Genomic DNA, 17,845 nt, shown 5'->3' on the forward strand with positions numbered 1-17,845 from the left:
ATACGGTATCGGAAACAGACAGCGGACGGCATCGCAATGGCGGAAGAGCGGCAATCAACGCTAGCGGACTTGTGCATCGAAAAAGGTATGCGCATGACCGAACAGCGTCGCGTCATTGCCTCCGTCATCGAAGCCGCGTCCGACGAGCACCCGGACGTCGAGGAACTCTACCGCCGCTCCGTGGCGATCGATCCCGGCATTTCCATTTCGACGGTCTATCGCACGGTGAAGCTGTTCGAGGACGCCGGCATGATCGAACGGCACGATTTTCGTGACGGCCGGTCGCGTTATGAAACCGTTCCGGACGAGCATCACGACCATCTGATCGATCTGCGCTCCGGCCAGGTCATCGAGTTCCGCAACGAGGAAATCGAGGCCTTGCAGGAATTCATCGCCAAGAAGCTGGGTTACCGTCTGGTCGATCACCGGCTGGAACTTTATGGCGTCCCACTCGATGTCCCGAAGGATAGTCAGGGCGATGGCTGAGCTTAAGGCCGGGGTTATCATTTTCCTTCTGACGCTGGTCTCGCTGGTGCTGATCCCGCTTCAGTGGCTGGCGGTGAAGCTCGGGCTTAAGATGCAGCGAAAACTGCCCCAGCTCTGGCACCGGATCGCCACCCGGCTTGTGGGTATCAAGATCGAGCAGATCGGGGTCCCTGCCGTGGACCGGCCGTTGCTGATCGCCTCCAACCACGCATCCTGGGTCGATATCACCGTGGTCGGCTCGCTGATGCCTCTCTCCTTCATCGCCAAGTCCGAGGTTTCAGGCTGGCCCATTTTCGGTCTGTTCGCCAAGCTTCAGCGCACGGTGTTCGTCAATCGCACCCGGCGCACGGAAACCGCCCAGGTTGCCGATGCCATCGCCGTTCGCATGGCTGCCGGCGACGCGATGGTCCTGTTTGCCGAAGGTACCTCCAACGACGGCAATTGCGTCCTGCCGTTTCGCTCGGCCCTACTGGGCGCCGCCACCCGTGCGGTCGGCGAGGACGAAACCTCGAAAGTCTGGGTGCAGCCGCTTTCGGTCGCCTATCAGGGCTTTTACGGCCTGCCGATGGGCCGGGCCCATCGGCCGCATGTCGCCTGGTATGGCGATATGGAACTCGCCGGCCATCTGTGGGGCATCTTTTCGCGCGGTGCACTCGACGTGGTGGTGCGCTGGGGCGAGCCGGTTCTGGTTGACCGGACAACGGACCGGAAAGCCCTGACCCGCCGTCTGGAAACGGAGGTTCGGGCGATGACGATAGCCTCGCTGCTGCAAAAGCCGGTCGACACCGAAGATTTCAGCGAAATCGAGACACTCGAGTTCTTCTCAAACGCGGAAAAAACCGCTAAAGCTGGCGCCTGAATTTGCAAGGTGCCGTCCGCCGCCGGTCTCAGGCGCGGGTCCCGGGCATGAAGGACGGATCGATCCTGTGCCTGTGCCGGGTGAACTGCCCGATGAAGGTACCGACATTCACGACATCCGGCCGCCTGAAAAAGGCCAGCGTATCAAGGCCATGAGGAGCCCCACGAGGAGCGAATGACAAGCCGCCCTGAACAAGACATGGAAACGAACGTCACCGCCGTTTCCGCCGCCGATATGACAGACGCCCGCAAGGGCGGAAACACCCGCAAGGTGTTCGTGCGTACCTATGGCTGCCAGATGAACGTCTACGACAGCGAGCGCATGACCGATGTGCTGGCACCGGAAGGATTCGAGGCGACGGACGATCTGGAAGACGCGGATCTTGTCATTCTGAACACCTGCCATATTCGTGAAAAGGCAGCCGAGAAAGTCTATTCGGAGCTTGGCCGCATCCGCAAGGTCAAGGAAGAGCGGGCAAAATCCGGCAAGGACATGATGGTGGGTGTCGCCGGCTGCGTTGCGCAGGCGGAGGGCGAGGAAATTTCTCGCCGGGCTCCGATTGTCGATCTTGTGGTGGGCCCGCAGAGCTATCATCAGCTGCCGTCCCTTCTGGAAAAGGCCCGCGCAGGCTCCAAGGTTGTCGAGACCGAGTTCGACATCGACGCCAAGTTCAATCACTTGTCGGAACGTGCCGAAAAGCAGGTTCTCAAACGCCCGCCATCCGCCTTCCTGACCGTGCAGGAAGGCTGCGACAAGTTCTGCACCTTCTGCGTCGTTCCCTACACGCGCGGCGCCGAAGTCTCCCGCTCTGTCGAACAGATCGTCAGCGAAGCCGAACGCATGGCCGCGGCCGGGGTACGCGAGGTCACGCTGCTGGGCCAGAACGTCAACGCGTATCACGGCACTTCGCCGGATGGTGCTGTCTGGGGTCTTGGCCGGTTGCTGCGTCGTCTGGCGGAAATCGACGGTCTGGACCGGCTGCGCTATACCACCAGCCATCCGCGCGACATGGATGATGACCTGATCGAGGCGCATCGGGACCTGAAAAGCCTGATGCCGTATCTGCACCTGCCGGTGCAGTCCGGGTCCGACAAGATCCTGAAGGCGATGAACCGCCGGCACACGCGCGATGAGTATTTCCGCCTGATCGACCGCATTCGCGAGGTCTCTCCCGACATTGCGCTCTCAGGCGATTTCATCGTCGGTTTCCCGGGCGAGAGCGACCAGGATTTCGAAGACACGATGGATCTGATTCGACAGGTCGGCTATGGCTCGGCCTTCTCGTTCAAATACAGTTCCAGGCCCGGTACGCCCGGCGCAACCATGGACGAACAGGTGCCGGAGGACGTCAAGTCCGCACGGCTGGCCGCGCTTCAGACGCTGGTTGCCGAGCAGCAGAAGGCGTTCAACGCCTCGCGTCTGGGCATGACCTGCGATGTGCTTCTGGAGAAGACCGGCCGCAATCCCGGACAGCTGGTCGGCAAGTCGCCGTGGTTGCAGCCGGTGCAACTGGATGCACCTGAAGACCTCATCGGGTCGATACAAGCGGTGGAAATCGTCGACATCGGGTCCAATTCCCTGTTCGGGCGGCTGATTGCGGGGCAAGATGATCTTGGAAGGTCCGGACGCATCCCGGCTCCGGCGGCCTAAAGGAGACGTCATTTGACGCGCGACAGCCACTCTTCATCCCGCAAGTCTTCGGTACAATCCTCTGCGGCCGGTTCGGCCTCCGACATGACCCATATTGTTCTTGCCTTTGAAGATAACCGGCTGATCGGAGATCTGTTTGGGCAATTCGACCAGAACCTTGCACTGATCGAGCAGCGTCTTGGCATCGATGCGATTGCCCGGGGCAACCAGGTGACACTGAAAGGCAGCCAGGTTAGCTGCGCCCAGGCGCGCACGGCTCTGGAAGCCATGTATCAGCGTTTGCTGCAGGGGCAGGAAATCCACCCGGGTGATGTCGACGGCGCGCTGCGCATGGCAGCGGCTGCGGAAGCGCAGCTGCCGTTGCCGACGCTGGAGCCGAAGTCCCGGCTGGCCTTCGCCCAGATCGCGACCCGCCGGAAAACGATCGTCGCCCGCACACCGACCCAGGATGCCTATATCCGGTCGATGGATCGGGCCGACCTGATTTTCGGAACTGGCCCGGCCGGTACCGGCAAGACCTTTCTGGCGGTTGCCTATGCAGCAGCTCTTCTGGAGCGCGGCGATGTGGCCCGACTGATCCTGTCCCGTCCTGCCGTGGAAGCCGGTGAGCGCCTCGGCTTCCTGCCGGGTGAAATGAAGGACAAGGTCGATCCGTACCTGCGGCCGATCTACGATGCGCTTTACGAGATGATGCCTGCCGAGAAGGTCGATCGTGGCTTGCAGTCCGGCATGATCGAAGTGGCGCCGCTCGCCTTCATGCGCGGCCGAACGCTCTCCAACGCGGTGGTGCTGCTCGACGAGGCGCAGAACACGACCTCCATGCAGATGAAGATGTTCCTGACGCGTCTTGGGGAAGGCTCGAAGATGATCGTCACCGGCGATCCGAGCCAGATCGACCTGCCGTCAGGGCAGATGTCCGGTCTGCGCGAAGCGCTGGGGCTTTTGACGGACATTCCGGAAGTTGCCCATATCCGCTTCAACGAGAAGGACGTTGTCCGTCACGAGCTGGTCGGACGGATCGTGACCGCTTACGACAACGCCTCTCGGGAAGAATCGGAAGCGCGCGAGCGCCGCTTTGCCGAGCGACAACGTGGTGCGGACCGCGACGGTGCCTCTACGCGCCCTCGTGAAGCCGCAAATTCCTGAAAAGCCCTTGCCGACGATGCCAGACCGATTGCCTGATAGTTTTCAGATAGACCTGTCGATAGAAGCAGGCGATTGGCCGGCGGAAAGCCAGTTGGAGGCAATAGCTGAAAAGGCAATCACCGCTGCCTTTGCGGGGGCGGATCTGGAAGTGCTGGAGGGAACCGAAGTCTCGCTGCTGTTTACCGATGACGCGTCGATCCGGCAGCTGAACGCGAAATGGCGCGACAAGGACAAGGCAACGAACGTCCTGTCCTTTCCCGGCAGCGATCCGCAAGGCGACGTTTATGGCCCCCTTCTGGGGGACATCGTTTTCGCCTATGAAACCGTCGCGGCGGAAGCTGCAGACCTTGGAATTGAATTTTCCGATCACCTTACCCATCTGACTGTTCACGGTTTGCTTCACCTTTTCGATTATGATCATCAGGAAAGTGAAGAGGCGGAACTGATGGAAAGCCTTGAGAAGTCCATTCTGGCGTCTCTTGGCATCGATGACCCTTACGCGGACAGGCCACTTGTGGCCGACGGCGGTTAAGTGGCATCATGGGATGTGATGTTCTTGATTGATGGATGATGAACTCAATTGAACCGCAAAGTCCGGCAACCGGGCAGAAGCCTGCCAGCACCGGACAGGACCAAGACGGGGAAGACCCGCAACAGCTGAAGCCGCAGAAACCTGCGGCCTTTCTCGATCTTCTCAAACGCTTCCTGCGCTTGGGCCGCCAGTCTTCGAGCTTGCGCGAGAACCTGGAGGACGAGCTTGCCCGCGAGGGTGGTGATGCTGCCTTCTCGCCGGAGGAGCGAATGCTCCTCGGCAACATTCTGAGACTGCGTGAATTGCGCGTCGACGACGTCATGATCCCGCGTGCGGATATCGACGCGGTCGATCTGGAAACCAGCCTGAGCCGCGTCATGGAACTGTTCCAGACGAGCGGGCATTCGCGCATGCCGGTTTACGAAGAGACGCTCGACGATCCGCGCGGCATGGTCCACATCAAGGATTTGATGGCCTATATCGCGGAACGTGGCGCTTCGAACCGTCCTGCAACTTCTGTGGACAATGAAAACGATACAACCGGCTTTCAACCGTCCAATTCGAATGCGCCTGCGCGGAACGGTCACAACATGCCCGACCTGGATCTGTCCTGTGTCGACCTGTCGGTCTCGCTGAAGGACACGGATCTGCTGCGCAATCTCTTGTTCGTGCCGCCGTCCATGCCGGCGACGGACCTGATGGCGAAAATGCAGGCCGATCGTATCCAGATGGCGCTGGTGATCGACGAATACGGCGGAACCGACGGACTTGTGTCGCTGGAAGATCTTGTCGAGGAAGTTGTCGGTGATATCGAAGACGAACACGACGAGGACGAGGAAGCCATGCTGGCTGCCGCCGGCGAGGGCGTGTGGATCGCAGATCCGCGTCTGCCGCTGGAGGAACTCGACGAAGCGCTCGGCACGCAGCTGAACGACGGCGAGATTTCCGAGGACGTCGATACGCTCGGTGGTCTGCTCTATGTCTCCGTTGGCCGCGTACCGGTCCGCGGCGAGCTGCTGCTGGTGCCGGATGAAGTGCCCGGGTTCGAATTCGAGATAATGGATGCGGATCCGCGCCGCATCAAGCGCCTGAAGATCCGCCGCCGCCGCGCCGACGCGCGCCCGCCGGACCTTCGCCGCCGTCCAAAGCGGACCGATTCCGTTTCCGGCGAGAGCAGCCAGGACAGCGAAAGCACCAAGACCAAGGTTGCTGCGTCCAGCGGAAACGGATGAGCGGCCGGACGCCGAAACCAGCCAAAAGGATGCTTGCCAACGGTGCCGATGGCCCGTCGTCTCGAAGCGACTTCTTCGCGCGCCGTTGGTATTAACCCTTGACCCCACTGCGGCGAGCCGACAAATCTCCTGACCGCAAGTATGGGGAAGCTCTTTGATGCAATGGTTGTCACACCGCCTGTCGGCCCTGCCAAATACCTTTCTTCTGGCATGGGGCTGGCAGCGCCGTCTCTTGTGCGTCGCCTGCGGTGCGCTGACGGCCTTTGCGCTTCCCCCTTATGACTTCACTTTCGTGCTTCTGGTCACGTTTCCCTGTCTGGTCTGGATGCTGGACGGAGCGGTCGATCCCGCACCCGGCAAGCGGGTTCAGCGGTTTCGCACGGGCTTCGTGCTCGGCTGGTTGTTCGGCTTCGGCTATTTTCTCTCGGGCCTTTGGTGGATCGGTGCGGCGTTTCTGGTGGAAGCGGAGCGCTTTGCCTGGCTGATGCCCTTTGCCGTGCTGGCAATGCCTGTCGGACTGGCGCTGTTCACGGGTCTTGGGGTGGGACTGGCCGCGATATTCTGGAGTGACCAGTTTCGCCGCATCCTGGTGCTTGCTGCCGGCCTGACCCTGACGGACTGGTTGCGCGGCCATGTCCTGACCGGGTTTCCCTGGAATGCCTTCGGTTATGGCGTGTCCGGATCGCTGAGCGTGTCGCAGGCGGCAAGTCTCGTCGGGCTCTATGGTCTCACCTTCTTCGTGGTTGCGGTCTTTTCGACGCCGGCCGTTCTGGCCGACGCTCGCCCGTTTCGCCAGCGTGCGACGGCCGTTGTCGTTGCGGCGGTTGCCTTGGCCGCGGTTGCAGGTTATGGCGCCGTCAGGCTCTGGCAGACGGCATTGCCCGTTGCCGATCTCGACATCCGAATCGTACAGCCATCGATCGATCAGAAAGACAAATGGCGGCCGGAGCTGCGCGACGAGATCTTTCAGACCTTCCTCGACATGACCGAAGCGCCGCTTGGCGGTGCCGCGCGCGTCGGACAGCCGCGCATGGTGGTCTGGCCGGAATCGGCCGTTCCCTTCCTGCTGACACAGGAGCCGGGAGCCTTGTTCCGGATCGGTCAGTCGCTCGGTGACAAGACCGAACTGGTGACCGGTGCCATCCGGGCCGAGCCCGGCATGAGAGGGGCTGATTACTTCAACAGCGTCTTCGTTATCGGCACCGAGGGCACCGTTCAGGGCATCTACGACAAGGTTCGGCTCGTGCCTTTCGGTGAATACGTTCCGTTTAAACCTCTGCTTGAATCACTGGGAATTTCTAACCTTGCGGGCCCCATGGATGGGTTCGAGGCCGGGTATCAACCGCGTGTACTGACCACCTCCGAAAGTTTTAGTTTTCTACCCATGATTTGCTATGAGGCAATTTTTCCGGGATCTCTGGACGGTGTTTCCAGAAGGCCGGACTTTCTGCTGAACGTTACCAACGACGCCTGGTTTGGCCGGACGCCCGGCCCTTATCAGCATCTCGCACAGGCTCGTTTACGTGCCATCGAAACTGGCCTGCCGCTGATTAGAGCTGCAAATACAGGCATTTCAGCGGTGATTGATGCCAAAGGTCAGGTGGTCGCGAAACTCGCGATATTCGAAAAAGGTCTGATCGATTCCAAGCTTCCGCAGAGACTAGACAATACTCTCTACGGCATTTTTGGCGATCTGCCCGTGCTCGTTATCTCGTTTCTTATCGTAGTATTTGCCGGGGTTTACCAATACAACCGCGATTCGCGTGTAAATTGATATTTTTTGTTTGAGTTGAGTGAAGAAACTGTGATACAACCGTGAAATAGCCGATTGAAGGCTGCTTCATGTACAAGTGAAAGGTTGCGGGCAAACTTCGGTCTCTTGAGCCTGTGGGGGGATGTCAGGAGAGCTTGTGCAAACGAAAACGAGCGGGCTTTTTCCGCGAGAAAAAGAAAGAGCGACACAGATGCCCAGTAAAAAGTCTCCGAATCCGATCGATATTCATGTTGGCAGCCGCGTTCGGCTTCGCCGCATGATGCTAGGCATGAGTCAGGAAAAGCTTGGCGAAAGTCTGGGCATCACCTTCCAGCAGATCCAGAAATACGAAAAAGGCACCAACCGTATCGGTGCCAGCCGGTTGCAACACATCGCAACCGTTCTGAAAGTCCCGGTTTCCTTTTTCTTCGAAGATGCGCCCGGTACGCCTGAAGAGGCGGAAGGTTTCGGCGAAACGCAGCCGACCTCTTATGTCGTCGACTTCCTGTCTTCTTCCGAAGGCCTGTCCCTGAACAAGGCATTCGTGCGGATTGAAGACCCGAAAGTACGCCGCCGGATCGTCGATCTGGTCCGGTCTCTGGCTGGCGACGACTGACAAAATTCACGCGCGCGCTTGACGCGGCGAAGAACTTCTAAGATTGATGCAGACGGAGCGGCGATGACAATCGCCGCTCCTGTCATATTCATTCCCAGAAGGACGATCGCCAATGGCACGTCAGAATTACCTGTTTACCTCCGAGTCCGTCTCCGAAGGGCATCCGGATAAAGTATGCGACCGTATTTCCGATGCGGTTGTAGATGCCTACCTCAAGGAAATGCCGGAAGCGCGCGTTGCCTGTGAAACCCTGGCAACGACCAACCGCATCGTGATCGCCGGCGAAACCCGCGGTCCGTCAACCATCACCAACGATTACATCGCTCATCTTGCCCGTATGGCCGTGAAAGATATCGGCTACGAGCAAGACGGTTTCCATTGGGAAAACTGCGATATCGCCGTTCACCTTCACGCGCAGTCCGCGCACATCGCCCAGGGCGTTGATGCTGCCGACAACAAGGACGAAGGTGCAGGCGATCAGGGCATCATGTTTGGTTACGCCTGCCGTGAAACCGAAGAATTGATGCCGGCTCCGATCCTCTTTTCGCACAAGATCCTGCGTCTTCTGGCCGACGTCCGCAAATCCGGTCAGGAGCCTGCGCTCGGTCCGGACGCGAAGAGCCAGGTAACCGTCCGCTACGTCGACGGCAAGCCGGTCGAGGCAACCTCGATCGTTCTGTCGACCCAGCATCTGGATCCGGCCCTGACCTCCTCCGACGTACGCGCCATTGTCGAGCCTTACATCCGCACTGCACTGCCGGAAGGCTTCATCACCGGCGACACCGTCTGGCACGTCAACCCGACCGGCGCCTTCGTCATCGGCGGCCCTGACGGCGATGCCGGCCTGACCGGCCGCAAGATCATTGTCGACACCTACGGTGGTGCGGCTCCGCATGGCGGCGGTGCATTCTCCGGCAAGGACCCGACCAAGGTGGACCGTTCGGCAGCCTATGCGGCGCGCTATCTTGCCAAGAACGTTGTTGCAGCCGATCTGTCCGACCGCTGCACCATTCAGCTTTCCTACGCCATCGGCGTTCCGGAGCCGCTGTCGGTCTACGTCGACCTGCATGGCACCGGCCGTTGCGATGAAGCCAAGCTGGAAAAAGCGTTGCGCGATGTCATGGGCCTCAGCCCGCGCGGCATTCGCCAGCACCTGAAGCTGAACAACCCGATCTATGAGCGTACCGCCGCTTACGGCCACTTCGGCCGCGAACCTGAGGCCGATGGCGGCTTCAGCTGGGAAAAGACGGATCTGGTTGACGCGCTGCGCCCGCTTGCGGGATAAGCTGCGCCTACGCTGAACATGGAAGAAGTGAAGCAGATCGCCGGTTCAGTGCCGGCGATCTGTCGTTTTGAAGTTGAATTATGACTGACCGCTACGAAGGTTCCTTTTACGGCCGCCGCAAGGGCAAGCCGTTGAGCCCGCGCCGTGAGGCGCTGATGGAAAACGAACTGCCGCGCCTGGCGCTGGACCTGGCAACACCCGCTCCGGAGGATCTGAAGACCCTCTTTGATGCGGATGTCGACGAGGTGTGTCTGGAGGTCGGCTTTGGTGGCGGTGAGCATCTGCTTCACCGGGCCAGAACCAATCCGCGTGTCGGCTTCATCGGCGTCGAACCTTTCGTCGGCAGCATGGCCAAGGCCGTGAATGCCGTCGTGGGGGAGGGGTTCCGCAATATCCGCCTTTACGATGATGATGCCGTCAATGTTCTGGACTGGTTGCCCGAGGCAAGTCTCGACCTGGCCTATCAGCTCTATCCGGATCCCTGGCCGAAAAAGCGCCATTGGAAGCGCCGGTTCATCAACGAACAGAATCTCGATCGCTATGCCCGGGCTATCAAGCCCGGCCACGAGTTCCGTTTTGCCAGCGACATCGATACCTACGTCGACTGGACACTGCGCCATTGCCGCGACCATGCGGCGTTCGAATGGGCGGCGGAAACGGCGTCCGACTGGAAAACACCCTGGGAAGGCTGGCCGAGTACACGTTACGAGGCGAAGGCCATCCGTGAGGGGCGTATCGGGCGCTACCTGACCTTCCGCAGGGTGTAGCGGCGCATCGGGAGAACGGCGCGTTTGCTGCCGTTTATCGGGGGATTCCGGACTGGCGCCAACTTCTTTGAGGAATTTGGCCCGGCCTCTTGCCTTTTTGCCCCCTTTGGCGTTATACAGCCCGTGTTTCACCTCAAACGGCTTATCTGAGCACTTTGAGAGTGGGCCCGCCGGGGACCCGCTCTTTTTTGCTTACATAACCGGAAACCAACGAGTTCGAGCAGGACTGCCCTATGTAAATCGACAATCAGGTGCATCTGATGCTCAAGAGCCGGTAACGGCCGCCAACAGGAGCCAAGTGTGAGCGCACACGAACCGAGAATTGTGACGGAACAGGGTCTTGATGCCCGTGTTGCCGCAATTGTGGAGCCGGTCATCGAGGACCTCGGCTACCGACTGGTGCGTACGAAGATCAGTGCTCAGAACGGCTGCACCCTGCAGATCATGGCGGAGCGCCCGGACGGCACCATGACGGTCGAGGACTGCGAAACCATCAGCCGGGCCGTGTCGCCTGCGCTCGACGTCGAAGACCCGATCAACCGGGCATATCATCTAGAAGTTTCATCTCCAGGTATCGACCGTCCGCTCGTGCGGGCCGGCGATTTCAATCGCTGGGCCGGCCATGAGCTGAAGGTCGAGATGGCCGTCATGCTGGATGGCCGCAAGCGATTCCGGGGCAAGCTCCTCGGCGCGGAAGACGGCAAGGCCAACCTTCGGCTGCCCGATGTGCGGGAAGGCGAAGAGGACACCGTGGCGCTGCCGCTGGAGAACATCGGCGAAGCCAAGCTGGTTCTGACCGATGACTTGATTACCGCAGCTCTTCAGGCGGAAAAGGCGGCGCTTGCCGCCCGTGGCCAGGATGACGAGCTGTCGCAGGACAACATGCCCAACTGAGCCACAGGCTCTAAGGGAAAGAAGAAGAACGCGCCCGAACCGATCCTTGGCGCAAGAGGAGTGGAATATGGCAATCAGCGCGAACCGGCTGGAACTGCTGCAAATCGCTGACGCGGTCGCACGGGAAAAATCCATCGACCGGATGATCGTCATCAATGCAATGGAAGACGCGATCCAGAAGGCAGCCCGCTCCCGCTATGGTACGGAAACGGAAGTCCGCGCCGAAATCAATCCGAAGACCGGCGAGATCCGTTTGCAGCGCCTGCTTCAGGTCGTTGACACTGTCGAGAACGTTTCCACCGACATCTCTCTTGATGATGCGCAGGCTCGCAATCCGGAAGCCAGCATCGGCGACTTCATTGCCGAGCCGCTGCCGCCGCTCGATTTCGGCCGTATCGCCGCCCAGTCCGCCAAGCAGGTTATCGTGCAGAAAGTGCGCGAAGCCGAGCGTGACCGTCAGTACGAAGAATTCAAGGACCGCGTCGGCGAAGTCGTCAACGGTGTCGTCAAGCGCGCCGAATACGGCAACGTCATCGTCGATCTTGGCCGCGGCGAAGGCATCGTCCGCCGCGACGAGCTGATCCCGCGCGAAATCTTCCGCACGGGCGACCGCATCCGCGCCATCATTTACGACGTTCGCCGCGAACAGCGCGGCCCGCAGATCTTCCTGTCGCGCACGCATCCGCAGTTCATGGCGAAGCTGTTTGCCCAGGAAGTTCCGGAAATCTACGACGGCGTCATCGAGATCAAGTCCGTTGCCCGTGACCCGGGTTCGCGTGCGAAGATCGCCGTGATCTCCAAGGACAGCTCCATCGACCCGGTCGGCGCCTGCGTGGGTATGCGCGGCAGCCGCGTCCAGGCCGTTGTTGGCGAACTCCAGGGCGAAAAGATCGACATCATCCCGTGGAACGAAGAAGCGGCAACCTTCATCGTCAACGCCCTGCAGCCGGCCGAAGTTGCCAAGGTTGTTCTGGACGAAGACGCCGAGCGTATTGAAGTTGTCGTTCCCGATGACCAACTATCACTGGCGATCGGCCGCCGCGGCCAGAACGTGCGTCTGGCCTCACAGCTGACCGGCTGGGCCATCGACATCATGACCGAGCAGGAAGAAAGCGACCGCCGCCAGAAGGAATTCCTGGAGCGCTCGCAGCTGTTCATGGAAGCCCTCAACGTGGACGAGATGGTCGGACAGTTGCTGGCGACCGAAGGCTTTACCTCGGTTGAGGAAGTTGCCTATGTGGAGCTCGACGAGATCTCCATGATCGAAGGCTTCGACGACGACACCGCCGTCGAAATCCAGGCACGTGCCCGGGATTACCTGGCCGAACTGGAAGCAAAACTCGACGAAGAGCGTATTTCGCTCGGTGTTGCCGACGACTTGAGGTCGATTGATGGCCTGACAACGGCTATGCTGGTTGCCTTGGGCAAGGACGACATCAAGACGATGGAAGACCTCGCCGGTTGCGCTGCTGACGATCTCGTCGGCTGGACCGAACGCAAGGACGGCGAAACCAAGCGCTTCGAAGGTGCTCTTTCGGAATTCGACATGTCCCGCGCTGAAGCGGAAAACGTCGTGATGGCCGCCCGTCTGGCCGCCGGCTGGATCACCGAGGAAGAACTCGCAGCTCAGGCTGAGGCAGAAGAAGCCGAAGAAGAAGACGAGGCCGAAATGGCCGAGACCGTTGGAGAAGAGCCGCAGGGCGGCGCGATCCTGAACGGGTAACGAGAGAGGCAAAAGCCTCCTGTATGAGGCTTCCGGTCTGGCCCCGGCCGATCGGCAGCTTCGAATTCGCAAGTTCGATCAACTTTTCTGCGCCGAAGGTGTTCGCACCGAAAAGCAGGTTGATCTAAAGGAGTGGCAGCGTGCCCAGGAAGAGTGAGCCGACCGAACGGCAATGTGCCGTGACCCGGGAGGTTCAGCCCGTCAGTGCGCTGATCCGGTTCGTCCTCGACCCGCAAGGCGAGGTGGTTCCGGATCTGAAGCGGGTTCTTCCAGGGCGTGGTGTTTGGATAACCGCCACGAAAGAAGTCGTGGCTGTTGCCGAAAAGGACCGGAAAAAGGTCTTCGGCAGGGGTTTTAAAGGGGAAGCCTCTGTCGAGCCGGGACTGGCGGATCGGGTTGATGCGCTCATGGAACGATCGGCGCTGCAAGCGCTCTCCATGACGCGCAAGGCCGGCGAGCTGGTAACGGGATATGCGAAAGTTGAAGCAGCTCTGCGGCAGGAAGATGTCGCCGGGCTGGTCCATGCCTCGGACGCTGCAGAAGACGGGGTAAGGAAGCTGGCGGCACTGGCTGCCGGCACTCAGGAACACGCAAACGGATGCCAAATCGTCCGTTTGTTCGATTCGGACCAATTGGATTTGGCATTGGGCCGGTCAAATGTGATACATGCTGCACTGCTTGCGGGGCAGGCGAGCGAAAACTTCCTGTCGCGGGTGCGTGACCTGGAGCGTTTTCGCAACTCCTCCGGGGCAAGCAGCGATAATGGCAACGCTTGAAAAGGCGGTTGCGCAGGACTGAAGGCAATATGAGCGATACGAAAAATCCAGGCGACAAGACAATCAGCGTTGAGCGTGGCAAAACGCTTGGCCTAAAGCGCGGCGGTGGCGATCAGGGAACTGTTCGGCAGTCCTTCTCGCATGGCCGGACCAAAGCCGTCGTCGTGGAAAAGAAGAAGCGTCGTGTTGTACTCCCGGGGCAGGAAGCGAAAGCAGAAGCTCCTGCGCCGACAACACAGCGCCTCGAGCGGCCGGCTGAAGCGCCGCGTACGCCGCCACAGCCAGATCCACAGGCGACCAAGCAGGCCCGCCGGTCTGCCTCCGGCCAGCGCCAGAAGGGCAACGGCAACGTTCTGCGCACCCTGACCAAGGAAGAAGCGGCAGCACGTGCGGCAGCCCTTCAGATGGCGAAGGTGCGCGACGAGGAAGACCGCAAGCGCCGCGAAGAAGAAGACAAGCGCCGGGCTGTTGAAGCCGCGCAGCGTCAGGCCGAAGAAGAGGCCCGCGCCAAGGTGGAAGCGGAAGAGCGCGCAAAGCGTGAAGCCGAAGAAGCTCTCCAGGCTGCGGAACAGGCCAAGGCCGAACCGAAGAGCGAACCTGTCGCCGAAGCGGCAACGGAAGCTGCTGCGCCTGTGCGCAAGGAAGCAACCGGTCGCACCGTGGTTCGCAAGCCGGCTCACGCCGACGGCGGCAAGCCGCCCAGCCTTGACGACATGGGCAAGCGCAAGGCGCCGGAAGCTCCGGCCGCACGTGCGAAACCCGAGCGCGGAGAATCCGAAGAAGACGATCGCAACAACAAGAGCGTTCGTGCGGTCAAGCGCCCGAAGCAGGCTCCGGCTCCCGCCGCGCGTCCGCGCACCGGCGACGACCGCCGCCGCTCCAAGCTGACCATCTCCGCCGCCACCGGTGGCGACGACGGCCAGCGTGCGCGGTCTCTGGCCTCCATGCGCCGTCGCCAGGAAAAGGCGAAGCGCGGGCAGCAGCAGGTCGTGCGTGAGAAGATCATGCGTGAAGTCGTTCTGCCGGAAGCCATCACGATCCAGGAACTCGCCAACCGTATGGCAGAGCGCGCCGTGGACGTGATCAAGCTTCTCATGAAGCAGGGCCAGATGCTCAAGATCAACGACGTTATCGACGCCGATACCGCCGAACTGATCGCCGAGGAAATGGGCCACACGGTCAAGCGCGTGTCTGAAGCAGACGTCGAAGAAGGTCTGTTCACCACGGAAGACGAACCGTCCACCCTGCTGCCGCGTCCTCCGGTCGTGACCATCATGGGTCACGTCGATCACGGCAAGACCTCGCTGCTCGATGCGATCCGCAAGTCGAAGGTTGTCACCGGCGAAGCCGGCGGCATTACCCAGCACATCGGCGCCTATCAGGTCGATCAGGACGGCAACAAGATCACCTTCATCGATACCCCGGGCCACGCTGCGTTCTCGCAGATGCGTGCTCGCGGCGCGAAGTCGACCGATATCGTGATCCTTGTTGTTGCTGCCGACGATGGCGTCATGCCGCAGACCAAGGAAGCCGTTGCACACGCCAAGGCTGCCGACGTGCCGATCATCGTGGCCATCAACAAGATGGACAAGCCGGAAGCCGATCCGAACCGCGTCCGTACCGAACTTCTCAGCGAGAGCCTCGTTGTGGAATCCATGGGCGGTGACGTGATCGATGTGGAAGTCTCGGCCAAGAGTGGCCAGGGCCTCGACAAGCTTCTGGAAATGATCCTGCTGCAGTCCGAAGTTCTGGAACTCCAGGCCAATCCGGACCGCAAGGCGGAAGGTATCGTCATCGAAGCGCAGCTCGACAAGGGCCGCGGTCCGGTTGCCACCGTTCTGGTGCAGAAGGGCACTCTCAAGCCGGGCGACATTCTTGTTGCCGGTGCCGAGTGGGGCCGCGTCCGCGCCATGCTCGACGAGAATGGCAACCAGGTGAAGGAAGCCGGTCCGGCCAAACCGGTCGAGGTTCTGGGCTTCCAGGGCACGCCGGAAGCCGGTGACATGGTTGCGGTCGTCGATAACGAAGCCCGCGCCCGTGAAATTACCGACTACCGTCAGCGCCAGATCCGCGAGAAGGCCTCCGTGGTCGCCTCCGGTACGCGTGGTTCGCTCGAGCAGATGATGAACCGTCTGCAGGAAACCGGCAAAAAAGAGTTCCCGCTGGTGCTCAAGGCCGACGTGCAGGGCTCCGCGGAAGCGATTGCCCATGCGCTCAACGAACTCGGCAACGAGGAAGTCGGCGCACGCATCCTGCTCTCCGGTGTCGGTGGCATCACCGAAAGCGACGTCACGCTGGCGCTCGCTTCCAAGGCTCCGATCATCGGCTTCAACGTGCGTGCCAACAAGCAGGCTCGTGAAGCGGCAAGCCGCGAAGGTATCGAGATCCGTTACTACAACGTGATCTACGACCTGGTCGACGACATCAAGGCGGCCCTGTCGGGCATGCTGTCGCCGGAGCGCCGCGAGACCTTCCTCGGCAATGCGGAGATCAAGGAAATCTTCCACATCTCCAAGGTCGGCAAGGTTGCAGGCTGTCTTGTCACCGAAGGTGTCGTGGAACGTGGCGCCAACGTTCGCCTCATTCGCGACGACGTGGTCATCCACGAAGGAGAACTGGGCACGCTCAAGCGCTTCAAGGACGAGGTCAAGTCTGTCGAGTCCGGTCAGGAATGCGGCATGAACTTCGTCAAGTACCAGGACATGCGTCCGGGCGACGTCATCGAGTGCTTCCGCGTCGAGCAGATCGCACGGACACTCTGATCGAAGTCAGAAATCTACTTGAAACTGATGTCAGCGGCTTATTCAATTAAGCCGCTGACGTCGTATCTGGTCGCAGGTAACGCCGTCATGCCAAGGCTTCGCCGTGGCAGCCGCGCCATCCGGGCAGTCTGGCCAATGTCTGTGCTTGGGGCACGGTAAAGGCGTGGATAGCCTGAAAAGGTCCGGCAACGGCACCCGAAACGTCGGGACGCATTGCGCTGCCAGAGATGCAGGAACAATAAAATGGCAAGACAACACGGACAGGACAGCCGCGGCCCCTCCCAGCGCCAGTTGCGCGTTGGCGAGACGGTTCGCAAGGAGCTGTCCGATATTCTGACCCGGGGACGGTTCTCCGACCCTGATCTCGACGGGGTGATCGTCACGATCCCCGAAGTGCGCATGACACCGGACCTGCGCCTGGCCACCTGCCTGGTGATGCCGCTTGGGGGTGTCAACGCTGAAAATGTCGAAAAGGCCCTGAACCGCAGCGCCAAATATCTGCGCGGCCAGGTGTCCCGCCGGCTGACCATGAAATACATGCCGGACCTGCGCTTCGTTCTCGACACCAGGTTCGACGACGACGACCGCATCGGCACGCTGCTGCATTCCCCGGAAGTCTCCCGCGATCTCGACGCGGACGAAGAGGACGGCGACCCAGCCAAGGACTGATTGCCGCGCTGAAACCACAATTCACGGTTCAATTTGAAATTGCGTGAATTCGAGTTCGTAGCCCTCGGTAATTGTAGCCTCGCCGGGAAATGGAAAACTGAATTTGTCTGGTCGGTCGACTTGAATGTGTGCCGTGTCTGCAAGTCACTTGATGTGAAAGAAGATGGCGCTCTTCAGAACTATCGCAGCAATCGCACTTGGTGCAGCGACCTCTGCATGTGTCGTGTTTCCCGTTCCACGCGTCCTCGCGCCTGAGGTTTCGGGCGTGCTGTTAAACGATGGTATGCCGGTTGCGAATGCAGAGATTGAGTTGGTGGCAGCATTGGCTCCATCAGACGCATCAAAAGATAACCCGCCAGGGTCAAGGCATGCAGTCACCAGAACGGATGCAGATGGCAAATTCAAAGTGGGGCCGCTGTCAGGAATCAAAACGGTTCATGTGTATGGCGACGAACTACTTGGGTACTATCTCGTTATCAGGGCTGGGAGCACCGAGTTGATAGGCTTCTCTGATAGTGGAACAGGAAGTGTCCCTTCAAAGATAAGTGGGGCATGCGACTTGGCGAAGGCGCATAAAGTTGGAAACCAGGTGACTTACTGTGACCACAACAGACTTGAAAAACTCAAGAATGATCGCTGACGAAAGCTGATGTCTTCAGGGTCTCGCTGTTGCGCATGGATGGTGGGGCCGACAG

General features: G+C 60.3%; 16 protein-coding genes. All 16 read left to right on the forward strand.

Features of this window, described 5'->3' with window-relative positions; genetic code table 11:
- Positions 1-36: 36 nt before the first annotated feature.
- The 16 genes from J7447_RS16730 to J7447_RS16805 all read left to right on the forward strand — a co-directional run bounded on the left by J7447_RS16730 (position 37) and on the right by J7447_RS16805 (position 17,790).
- Positions 37-486, forward strand: a complete 450-nt coding sequence (locus J7447_RS16730) for a Fur family transcriptional regulator (protein WP_209170296.1) — start codon at positions 37-39, stop codon at positions 484-486.
- Positions 479-1,345 carry a lysophospholipid acyltransferase family protein gene (locus J7447_RS16735; protein WP_209170297.1) on the forward strand — a complete coding sequence of 289 codons (867 nt, stop codon included), beginning with the start codon at positions 479-481 and terminating at the stop codon, positions 1,343-1,345. Before J7447_RS16730 ends, J7447_RS16735 begins: the two co-directional genes overlap by 8 nt.
- Positions 1,346-1,579: 234 nt before the next feature.
- Positions 1,580-2,995, forward strand: coding sequence for a tRNA (N6-isopentenyl adenosine(37)-C2)-methylthiotransferase MiaB (gene miaB, locus J7447_RS16740; RefSeq protein WP_286189366.1), 1,416 nt, complete (start codon positions 1,580-1,582; stop codon positions 2,993-2,995).
- A gap of 84 nt (positions 2,996-3,079) precedes the next feature.
- Positions 3,080-4,141 (forward strand): PhoH family protein, encoded by a 1,062-nt coding sequence (locus J7447_RS16745; protein WP_209170299.1) that lies wholly within the window; start codon positions 3,080-3,082, stop codon positions 4,139-4,141.
- A gap of 16 nt (positions 4,142-4,157) precedes the next feature.
- A complete protein-coding gene (ybeY, locus tag J7447_RS16750; RefSeq protein ID WP_209170659.1) occupies positions 4,158-4,673 on the forward strand; it encodes an rRNA maturation RNase YbeY in 516 nt (171 codons plus the stop codon).
- 35 nt (positions 4,674-4,708) lie between these two features.
- Positions 4,709-5,905 carry a hemolysin family protein gene (locus tag J7447_RS16755; protein ID WP_022999118.1) on the forward strand — a complete coding sequence of 399 codons (1,197 nt, stop codon included), beginning with the start codon at positions 4,709-4,711 and terminating at the stop codon, positions 5,903-5,905.
- A gap of 157 nt (positions 5,906-6,062) precedes the next feature.
- Positions 6,063-7,679: an apolipoprotein N-acyltransferase gene (gene lnt, locus J7447_RS16760; RefSeq protein WP_209170301.1), complete on the forward strand. Its 1,617-nt coding sequence runs from the start codon at positions 6,063-6,065 to the stop codon at positions 7,677-7,679.
- Between the two features lie 190 nt (positions 7,680-7,869).
- Positions 7,870-8,274, forward strand: a complete 405-nt coding sequence (locus J7447_RS16765) for a helix-turn-helix transcriptional regulator (RefSeq protein ID WP_023014432.1) — start codon at positions 7,870-7,872, stop codon at positions 8,272-8,274.
- 112 nt (positions 8,275-8,386) lie between these two features.
- The gene (gene metK / locus J7447_RS16770) at positions 8,387-9,559 is read left to right on the forward strand and encodes a methionine adenosyltransferase (protein WP_022999115.1); all 1,173 of its coding nucleotides are present in this window, start codon (positions 8,387-8,389) and stop codon (positions 9,557-9,559) included.
- A gap of 80 nt (positions 9,560-9,639) precedes the next feature.
- Positions 9,640-10,326 (forward strand): tRNA (guanine(46)-N(7))-methyltransferase TrmB, encoded by a 687-nt coding sequence (locus J7447_RS16775; RefSeq protein WP_022999114.1) that lies wholly within the window; start codon positions 9,640-9,642, stop codon positions 10,324-10,326.
- A 300-nt stretch (positions 10,327-10,626) separates the two neighbouring features.
- On the forward strand, positions 10,627-11,220 hold the full coding sequence (gene rimP / locus J7447_RS16780) for a ribosome maturation factor RimP (RefSeq protein WP_031268707.1): 594 nt from the start codon (positions 10,627-10,629) through the stop codon (positions 11,218-11,220).
- A 67-nt stretch (positions 11,221-11,287) separates the two neighbouring features.
- Entirely contained in the window at positions 11,288-12,943 is a 1,656-nt protein-coding gene (gene nusA / locus J7447_RS16785) for a transcription termination factor NusA (RefSeq protein ID WP_022999112.1), read from the forward strand.
- A 140-nt stretch (positions 12,944-13,083) separates the two neighbouring features.
- Positions 13,084-13,719: an RNA-binding protein gene (locus J7447_RS16790; RefSeq protein ID WP_031268706.1), complete on the forward strand. Its 636-nt coding sequence runs from the start codon at positions 13,084-13,086 to the stop codon at positions 13,717-13,719.
- A gap of 29 nt (positions 13,720-13,748) precedes the next feature.
- On the forward strand, positions 13,749-16,481 hold the full coding sequence (gene infB / locus J7447_RS16795; protein ID WP_022999109.1) for a translation initiation factor IF-2: 2,733 nt from the start codon (positions 13,749-13,751) through the stop codon (positions 16,479-16,481).
- 243 nt (positions 16,482-16,724) lie between these two features.
- Complete coding sequence (gene rbfA, locus J7447_RS16800) at positions 16,725-17,150, forward strand: 30S ribosome-binding factor RbfA (RefSeq protein WP_055657070.1); 426 nt, start codon at positions 16,725-16,727, stop codon at positions 17,148-17,150.
- Between the two features lie 163 nt (positions 17,151-17,313).
- The gene (locus J7447_RS16805; RefSeq protein ID WP_209170302.1) at positions 17,314-17,790 is read left to right on the forward strand and encodes a hypothetical protein; all 477 of its coding nucleotides are present in this window, start codon (positions 17,314-17,316) and stop codon (positions 17,788-17,790) included.
- The last annotated feature ends 55 nt before the right edge of the window (positions 17,791-17,845 follow it).

Source organism: Labrenzia sp. R5_0, from assembly GCF_017743835.1.
In the GTDB taxonomy this organism is placed as follows: domain Bacteria; phylum Pseudomonadota; class Alphaproteobacteria; order Rhizobiales; family Stappiaceae; genus Roseibium; species Roseibium algicola.